Consider the following 7,857-nt stretch of genomic DNA (forward strand, 5'->3'; position numbering starts at 1 on the left):
CCTCGTGCCCCCCGCGCCCGCCCGCGCCAGCGTCACCGCGCTGCGGGTGGTGCGCTCCGATGCGGCCTCCGTCGTCGCGCCGGACTTCGACGGGGACCCCTTCCAGGCGCCGCCGGGCCACTGCCCCAAGTGCGTGGCGCCCATGCGTGACGACGCCGGATCCTGCGCGCAGTGCGGGCTGGTCTACGCCAACTTCATCCCGGACGAGCACCACCCCTCCGGGTTCCTGGCCACGGAGTGGCGCGCGCTGATGGGCACGTGGCACGACTGGGACGCGCACGACCGCCTGCTGTCCCAGGCGATGGGGCGGGGGGAGCTGGCCATGGTGGGCCGGCTGTACCGCCTGCGGCTGGCCCGGGCGCCGAACGACGCCCAGGCGCTGCGCGGCCGGGACGAGGTGGTGCGCCGGGTGACCTCCGCGGTGCCGCTCGCCTCCGACGGTCCGTCCCCGGCGCTGGCTCGCAAGGTGAAGAACACGGTGATGGGCGCGGTGATGGTGGTGGCCCTGGTGCTGGTGCTGGTGCTCTTCCAGATGCTGCGCGGGTCCTTCTAGCCAAGAAGGCCCCCAGGGGCGCTGGCCGGCCCGCTTCCCGGGCGGGCGGGGGACAGGCCTTCGGGGCCGTGTGACGGAACGCGCGGGGGGCGCCGGGCGCTGTTATCCTGCGGGGCCTCCCTTCCGCGCCCTCCTGCCCCCCGAAGACCGCCGCATGTCCGCGCCCGCGCCCCGTCCCCCTTCTGTCGACAGCCTGCTGGGTCCTGGTGGCGCGCTGGAAGAGGCGCTGCCCGCGTACGAGCACCGCCCGGAGCAGCTCCAGATGGCGCGCGCCGTGGAGCGGGCCTTCACGGAGGGCAGCTACCTGCTGGCGGAGGCCGGCACGGGCACGGGCAAGACGCTGGCCTACCTGGTGCCCGCGCTCCTGTCGGGGCGCAAGGTGGTGGTGTCCACGGCCACGAAGACGCTGCAGGACCAGGTGTTCTTCAAGGACCTGCCGCTGCTCAGCGAGAAGCTGGGGCTGCGCTTCGAGGCGGCGTACCTCAAGGGGCGCGGCAACTACCTGTGCCTGCACCGCTACGAGTCCTTCGAGAAGGACCCCCAGTTCGTCTCGAAGGAAGAGGCGAAGCAGTGGCCGCTGCTCAAGAAGTGGGTGACGCAGACGGAGACGGGGGACCGGGCGGAGCTGGACCTGCCGGAGTCCTTCGCCGCCTGGTCGCGGCTGTCCACCACGTCGGAGACGTGCCTGGGCTCGCGCTGCTCGCTGTATGAAACCTGTTTCGTCACGCGGATGCGCAAGCGCGCGGAGGTCGCGGACCTGCTGGTGGTGAACCACCACCTGTTCTTCGCGGACCTGGCGCTGCGCAGCTCCGGCAAGCGCACGGAAGGGGTGCTGCCCTTCTACGACGCGGTCGTCTTCGACGAGGCGCACGCGCTGGAGGACGCGGCCAGCAGCCACTTCGGCTGCAGCGTGTCCAACTACCGGCTGGAGGAGCTGTCGCGCGACGCGGTGGCGGCCCTGCCGGTGAAGGACGAGCGGCACGCGACGCTCTCCGCGCTGGCCCAGCGGGTGCGCTCGCACGCGGACGCGCTGTTCCTCCAGGCGCCGCGCGCGCTGGGGCTGTCCAGCCAGGAGTCCACCGTGGCCCTGCGCCCGGAGACGATGGGCAAGCTGTCCGGCGCGCTGGAGCAGGTGCGCGAGGGGCTGGCGGCGCTCGCGTCCTTCGCGGGCAGCGAGCGCGAGCCGGAGCTGGCCGCCATCCACCGCCGCGCGGAGGAGCTGGCGGAGCAGCTCACGTTCCTGGAGAAGTCCGAGTCCGCGGACCACGTGTACTGGGCGGAGGCGCGAGGCAAGGGGCTGTTCCTGCGCGCGAACCCCATCGACGTGGCGAAGGAGCTGCGCGACCGGCTCTACGGCGCGCTGGACACGGTCGTCTTCACCTCCGCGACGCTCGCCGCGGACAGCCGCTTCGACTTCTTCGCCAGGCGCATGGGCATGTACGACGACGAGGGCCAGCCGGTGACGCGCGTGCGCACGCTGGCGGTGCCCAGCCCGTTCGACTTCCCGCGCCAGTCCGCGCTGTACCTGCCCACGCACCTGCCGGACCCCAGCGCCCCGGGCTTCATCGAGGCGGCGGCGGAGGAGATCATCCAGCTGTGCGAGGTGACGGGCGGGCGCGCGTTCGTGCTCTTCACGTCCCTGCGCAACATGGTGCGCGCGTACGAGCTGACGGCGACGCGGCTGCCCTATCAAGCCCTGCTCCAGGGCGAGCGGCCCAAGCAGCAGCTGCTGGACGCCTTCCGCCAGACGCCCAGCGTGCTCTTCGCCGCGCACAGCTTCTGGGAGGGCGTGGACGTGCCCGGGGACGCGCTGAGCCTGGTCATCATCGACCGGCTCCCGTTCGCCTCGCCGGGCGACCCGCTGGTGGCCGCGCGCATCCGCCAGATTCAGGCGCGCGGTGAGGAGCCGTTTGATCAATACCAGCTGCCGCAGGCGGCGCTGGCGCTGCGGCAGGGCTTCGGGCGGCTCATCCGCACGCAGGCGGACCGGGGCATCGTGGCGATGCTGGACCGCCGCATCGTGACCAAGAGCTACGGCCGGGTGTTCCTCTCCAGCCTGCCGCCCGCGAAGCGGATGGAGGACACGACGGAGCTGAGCCGCTGGTTCAACGGCCCGGTGCGCCCGGTGCCGCCCGTGCGCTCGATTCGCTGAACACGTCGCGCAGGCGCAGGCCCACGCGCGCCTGGAAGGGCGGGGCCAGCGTGTCCACGCCCGCGCGGCCCGCGAGGTACTGGCGGTCGAAGAGGTTCTCCACCGCGCCGAAGGCGTCCACCTTCCAGAAGAGGTGGCGGCTCACGAACAGGTCCACCACCGCCGCGCCGCCCATGCCGCGCGTGTTGAGGTCGTCCTCGTACTGCGGGCCGAGGACGCGCAGCTGCGCGGTGACGGAGACGATGGACGGCGCGTCGAAGGTGACCGCCAGGAAGCCGCGATGCCTGGGGTCCTGCGCAAGCTGGCGACCCACGAGGTCGGGCTGGCCGGGGGCGCGGGTGACGACGGGGTCCACGAAGGTGTAGGCGGCGAGCGCGAGCCACTGGCGGGACAGGCGCCAGTCCGCGCCCAGCTCCACGCCGCGCACGCGGGCGCGGCCCAGGTTCTGGCGCTGGCGGGGGGTGCCGTCCGGCAGGGGCGTGGCGAGGGTGACGTTGGTGATGGCGCGTCCAGCACGTTCCAGAAGCCGGTGACGCGGCCGGTGAGCCCCCGCGGGCCGGTGGCCTCCACGCCCGCCTCGGTGCCCCAGAGGCGCTCGGCGCCCAGGTCCGGGTTCGCGGCGGTGAGGACGGTGCCCACCTGGAAGGGGCGGTAGAGCTCGTTGAGGGTGGGGCGCGGAAGGCGCGGTAGGCGGAGGCGCGCAGGGTGAGCCAGTCCAGGGGGCGCACGCGCGCGGCGAGGCGCGGGCTGAGCTGGCGGGCGGTGCGGGGCTCGAAGTCGGTGGACAGGGTGGCGCCGTTCGCGAGGCTCTCCAACTGGTTGCCGTCGAAGTTGCGCCACGTGTCCCAGCGCAGCGTGCCGGCGAACTCCAGCGCGGGGGACACGGTGTAGAGGTCCTGCACGAAGACGCCGCCGGACACCTGCGTGCCCCGCGTGGTGCGCGCGTAGCGCGTCGTGGCGGTGTAGGCGGAGGGGAAGAGCAGCTCGTCGGCCCTGCCGTTGGAGCGGCGCACGTCCACGCCCGCGGCGAGCACGTGGGTTCCACCCAGCGTCAGGTCCGGGCCGGTCCAGACGAGCGAGCCGCCCTGATCATCCGCGGGCACGTCCTGGAGGGCGGAGCGGACCTCGAAGTTCCGGTCCGGGGTGATGCGGGCGCGGTCCTGCGCGAAGTGCTGGGTGCGGCCGAAGAGGCCCAGCTCGAAGGCGCCGGCGGCGTCCGTGCGGAGGCGGGCGCTCGCGGCGAACCACGCGAGGTCCACGCTGGCGACGGTGTACCGGGTGCCGCCGTTCTGCCTCTCGCGGAACACGCCCGCGCGGGCGGAGAGGGAGAGGTGGTCGGTGGCCTCCGCTTCGACGCGCGCCTGGGCGCTGACGTGCCTGGACGGCGTGTCACCGTCGACGCGGCCGCGCTGGCTCTCCGGGACGATGCGGTAGCCGTCGCTGGTGAGGCCCTCGACCTCCAGCGAGGCGCCCACGCGGCCCCAGCGGTCCGCGACGCGAGCGGCGACGAAGCCGGTGCCCAGGTTGCCCACGGACACGTCGGCGTCCAGCACCGGGCCGGTGATGGGCCGGGAGAACAGCTGCACGACGCCGCCCAGCGCGGCGCTGCCGTAGAGCGCGGAGCCGCCGGTGGGGACGACCTCGATGCGGTCCAGGCCCAGGCGGGGCAGGGCGCGCCAGAACACCCAGCCGCCGTAGGGGTCGTTGAAGGGAAGCCCATCCAGCAGCACGAGCCCGCGCGCCACGCCGGAGGGCGCGAGCCCGCGAAGGTTGAGCCCCTGCGCGGTGGGGTCCGCGACCAGGGACGGCGTGCGGCGGAACGTGGCGACGGAAGGCAGCGTGCGGACGAGCGCGTCCTGCGTGAGCGTGGGGCTGCGTTCCATCTCCGCGCGCGGAATCACCACCGTGGTGGCCGGCACGTCCCGGAGCGGACGCGGCAGGCGCGTCGCGGTGACGACGGTCCGTGTTTCGGTTGGCGCCTCGGGCGCGGTGGCAGGGGCCGTGCCCCCCTCCACGTCCTGCGCGGTGGCCACTCCGGGCAGCAGCAGCGCCAGACCGATGCCGTAGGAGAGCGACAGCCGGGAAGGAACGCGCGGTCCAGTCATCGCGCTCCGCTCTACTGGATGTCGGGCCGCCGGGCGAGCAATGGCGGGGCTTCCGGAAACACGAACGGCGGTGAAGCGACCGGATGGCCACCCCACCGCCGCCGTTCACGGCCAGAAGGCCGTGGGGGACGACTACGCCGCGGACATGCTACCGCCGGAGGCGGACGGGCCCTGGTACTGCGCGTCGCCGAAGCCGAGGATGGCGTAGAAGACCGGACCGAGCAGCGCCAGGCCGATGCCGAAGCCCACGCCCTTCCCGAAGGACTTCGCCATGTCGATGCTGAGGATGATCAGCGCGATGATGTTCACGCACGGCAGGATGGCCAGCACCACCCACCACGCCGGACGGCCAACAATCTTGGTCATCACGTACAGGTTGTAGAACGGCACGATGGCCGCCCACCCCGGCTCGCCGGCCTTGGCGAACGTCTTCCACATGCCCGCGACGACCAGGCCGATGAAGGCCAGGTAGAAGATCCAGAACAGCGGCCCCGGGCCCGACGCCTGCTGGTCCTGCATCTGCTGCATCATCTCAAGCTGCTGCTGATCCATGACTTCCCCCTCGGAAGTGTGTGGGCCCGACCCCGGTGGGCGGGGCCCCGTTCACTCCCGAACAAATGCGAAGTCGGGGGGGGAATGCAAATTCCTTCACCTCCCGGGGGGCGCGGTCACGCCTTCAGCGTCTCCGGCACCTGCCAGTCCGGCTTCAGCCGCTGGATGACCTTCACGAAATTCTCCTTGTCCTGGGCCTTCTCCAGGGCGGCGTCGGGGACGATGACGTCGTCCTTCACCAGCCGCTCCAGGTGCATGTCCAGGGTCTGCATGCCCACGCTCTGGCCGGCCTGCATCTTGGAAGCGATCTGGAACACCTTGCCCTCGCGGATCATCGCGGCGATGGCGGGCCCGCCCACCAGGATCTCCAGCGCGGCGACGCGGCCCTTGCCGTCCGCGGTCTTGATGAGCTGCTGGGCGACGATGCCGGCCAGGGACTCCGCGAGCATGCCGCGCACCTGGCCCTGCTCGTCCGCGGGGAAGGCGTTGATGATGCGGTCGATGGTGGCGGGGGCGCTGTTGGTGTGCACCGTGGCGAAGACGAGCACGCCGAAGCTGGCCAGCTGGAGCGCCAGCTTCATGGTCTCGTTGGTGCGCAGCTCGCCAATGAGGATGACGTTGGGGTCCTCGCGGCCGGCGGAGCGGATGGCGGTGGCGAAGCTGGAGGCGTGCGGGCCCACCTCGCGGTGGGTGACCTGGGCCTTGAGCGACTCGTGCACGAACTCCACCGGGTCCTCGATGGTGAGCACGTGCGACGCGCGCGTCTTGTTGATGTGGTTGATCATCCCCGCGAGCGTCGTGGACTTGCCCGAGCCCGTGGGGCCCGTCACCAGCACCAGCCCGCTGCGCCGGTCCGCCAGCTTGCGCACCACCTCCGGCGTCTTCAGGTCCTCCAGCGACAGCACCTTGCTGGGGATGGTGCGGAACACCGCGCCAATGCCGGTCATCTTGTAGAAGTAGTTCGCGCGGAAGCGGGCCTTGGTGCCGTAGCCGTAGGCGAAGTCCAGGTCCAGCTCCTCCACGATCTGCCGCTTCTGTTCGGGCGAGCAGATTTCAAAGAGCAGCGACTCCAGCTCCTCGGAGTCGAGGGGCTCGTCGCGCAGGGGCACGAGCTCGCCGCGGATGCGGCCCAGGGGCGGGTAGCCCACGCCCAGGTGCAGGTCGCTGCCCTTCCTGTCCAGCAGCACGTCGAACCAGGTCGCGATGCGAGGGGTGTCCGTCATGTCAGGCGCCCTTCTTGCCAAGCAGTGAGCCCACCTTGGACAGCATCCGCGCGCCCTCCTGGGCGGACGCGGGCGGGGACACGGTGGGAGCGGCGCCGGGCCTCCTGCCCGTCACCATGGCTTCAATCTCGTCCGGGTTCTCCGCGAAGCCCTTCACGGTCTCCAGCGTCGCCTTGCCGGAGCGCGCCAGGTCCGCGAGCGAGTCCTCGAAGCGGATGATGCCCAGCGACTTGCCGCGCTGCTGGAGGGAGGGGATCTGGAACGTCTTGTTGTCGCGGATGAGGTTGCCCAGGGCCACGGAGCCGGTGAGCACCTCGGCGGCGGCGACCATGGACTTGCCGTCCGCGCTGGGCATCAGCCGCTGGCTGACGATGAGGCGCAGGCCGCTGGAGAGCGACAGGCGGACCTGCTGCTGGTCTCCCGGCGGGAAGAGGTCGATGAGCCGGTCGATGGTCTTCGCCGCGCTGGGCGTGTTCATGGTGCTGATGAGCAGGTGGCCCGTCTCGCTGGCGGCGAGCGCCATGCGCACGGTCTCCGTGTCGCGCAGTTCGCCCACGACGATGACGTCCGGGTCCTCGCGGAGGCTGCCCTTGAGGGCGCTGGCGAAGGTGCGGGTGCTGGTGCCCACCTCGCGCTGGCTGATGAGGGCGCGCTTGCGCGGGTGCACGTACTCCACCGGGTCCTCCACGGTGAGCACGTGGTGCGTCGTCTCGCGGTTGATGATGTCCACCAGCGCCGCGAGCGTGCTCGTCTTGCCGTGGCCGGACGGGCCGGTGAGCACGATGAGGCCCTGGTGGTGGTGCGTGGCCTTGGCGATGTCCGCGGGCAGCCCCAGCGACTCCAGGGTGGGGATCTCCCGGGCGATGAGGCGGAAGACGCCCTTGAGGCCCGTGCGCTGGCGGCCCACGTTGACGCGGAAGCGGCCGGTGTCCTCGGAGTCCAGCGCGAAGTCCACGCTGCCGTCCCTCTCCAGCACGGGCCGCAGCCGCTCCGGGATGATGGGCAGCAGCAGCCGCTCCACCGTCTCCGGTGACAGCGGCGTGTCCTGGGGCAGCAGCTCCCCGGCGATGCGCAGCAGCGGAGGCCGGCCGGCCACCAGGTGCAGGTCGCTGGCGAGCATGCTGCGCGCCTGCTCCAGCAGCACGGCCAGGTCGCGGCCCGGAGCGGAGGTCGTGCGCGAGATGGGGATGACCCGCGCGGGGGGATTCGACGCGGTGGCCGGATGGGCCGCGGATGCGCCCGCGTGGGTGGCCGCACCGCCGTACGCGGAGG

The 7,857-nt window shown here is 72.1% G+C and carries 6 protein-coding genes and 1 pseudogene; 2 read left to right on the forward strand and 5 right to left on the reverse strand.

The window, feature by feature from the left end; translation table 11 throughout:
- Both ACLEQD_RS31840 and ACLEQD_RS31845 read left to right on the forward strand, forming a co-directional pair.
- A partial coding sequence (locus tag ACLEQD_RS31840; RefSeq protein WP_410389268.1) for a hypothetical protein occupies positions 1-553 on the forward strand: 553 nt, incomplete at its 5' end.
- A gap of 154 nt (positions 554-707) precedes the next feature.
- Complete coding sequence (locus ACLEQD_RS31845) at positions 708-2,705, forward strand: ATP-dependent DNA helicase (RefSeq protein WP_410389269.1); 1,998 nt, start codon at positions 708-710, stop codon at positions 2,703-2,705.
- Here ACLEQD_RS31845 and ACLEQD_RS31850 read toward each other — a convergent pair.
- From ACLEQD_RS31850 to ACLEQD_RS31870, 5 genes and pseudogenes are all read right to left on the reverse strand, one after another.
- Entirely contained in the window at positions 2,659-3,294 is a 636-nt protein-coding gene (locus tag ACLEQD_RS31850; RefSeq protein WP_410389273.1) for a TonB-dependent receptor domain-containing protein, read from the reverse strand. The two genes, ACLEQD_RS31845 and ACLEQD_RS31850, sit on opposite strands and share 47 nt — an antisense overlap.
- A 115-nt stretch (positions 3,295-3,409) precedes the next feature.
- Positions 3,410-4,810: pseudogene (locus ACLEQD_RS31855) on the reverse strand (TonB-dependent receptor plug domain-containing protein); the annotation flags it as partial.
- 132 nt (positions 4,811-4,942) lie between these two features.
- Positions 4,943-5,362 (reverse strand): DUF5684 domain-containing protein, encoded by a 420-nt coding sequence (locus tag ACLEQD_RS31860; RefSeq protein ID WP_410389270.1) that lies wholly within the window; start codon positions 5,360-5,362, stop codon positions 4,943-4,945.
- Positions 5,363-5,478: 116 nt separating this feature from the next.
- Positions 5,479-6,585 carry a type IV pilus twitching motility protein PilT gene (locus ACLEQD_RS31865; protein WP_410389271.1) on the reverse strand — a complete coding sequence of 369 codons (1,107 nt, stop codon included), beginning with the start codon at positions 6,583-6,585 and terminating at the stop codon, positions 5,479-5,481.
- Position 6,586: 1 nt separating this feature from the next.
- Positions 6,587-7,857: type IV pilus twitching motility protein PilT (locus ACLEQD_RS31870; protein WP_410389272.1), on the reverse strand; the 1,271-nt coding region annotated here is incomplete at its 5' end.

Origin of the sequence: Corallococcus sp. 4LFB (assembly GCF_046520365.1) — a bacterium.
In the GTDB taxonomy this organism is placed as follows: Bacteria; Myxococcota; Myxococcia; order Myxococcales; family Myxococcaceae; genus Corallococcus; species Corallococcus caeni.

Excerpts from the sequence above, each read along its gene's own strand:
- ACLEQD_RS31845 (WP_410389269.1), top strand. The coding sequence starts at position 708 with ATGTCCGCGCCCGCGCCCCGTCCCCCTTCTGTCGACAGCCTGCTGGGT.
- ACLEQD_RS31860 (WP_410389270.1), bottom strand. The coding sequence starts at position 5,362 with ATGGATCAGCAGCAGCTTGAGATGATGCAGCAGATGCAGGACCAGCAG.
- ACLEQD_RS31865 (WP_410389271.1), bottom strand. The coding sequence starts at position 6,585 with ATGACGGACACCCCTCGCATCGCGACCTGGTTCGACGTGCTGCTGGAC.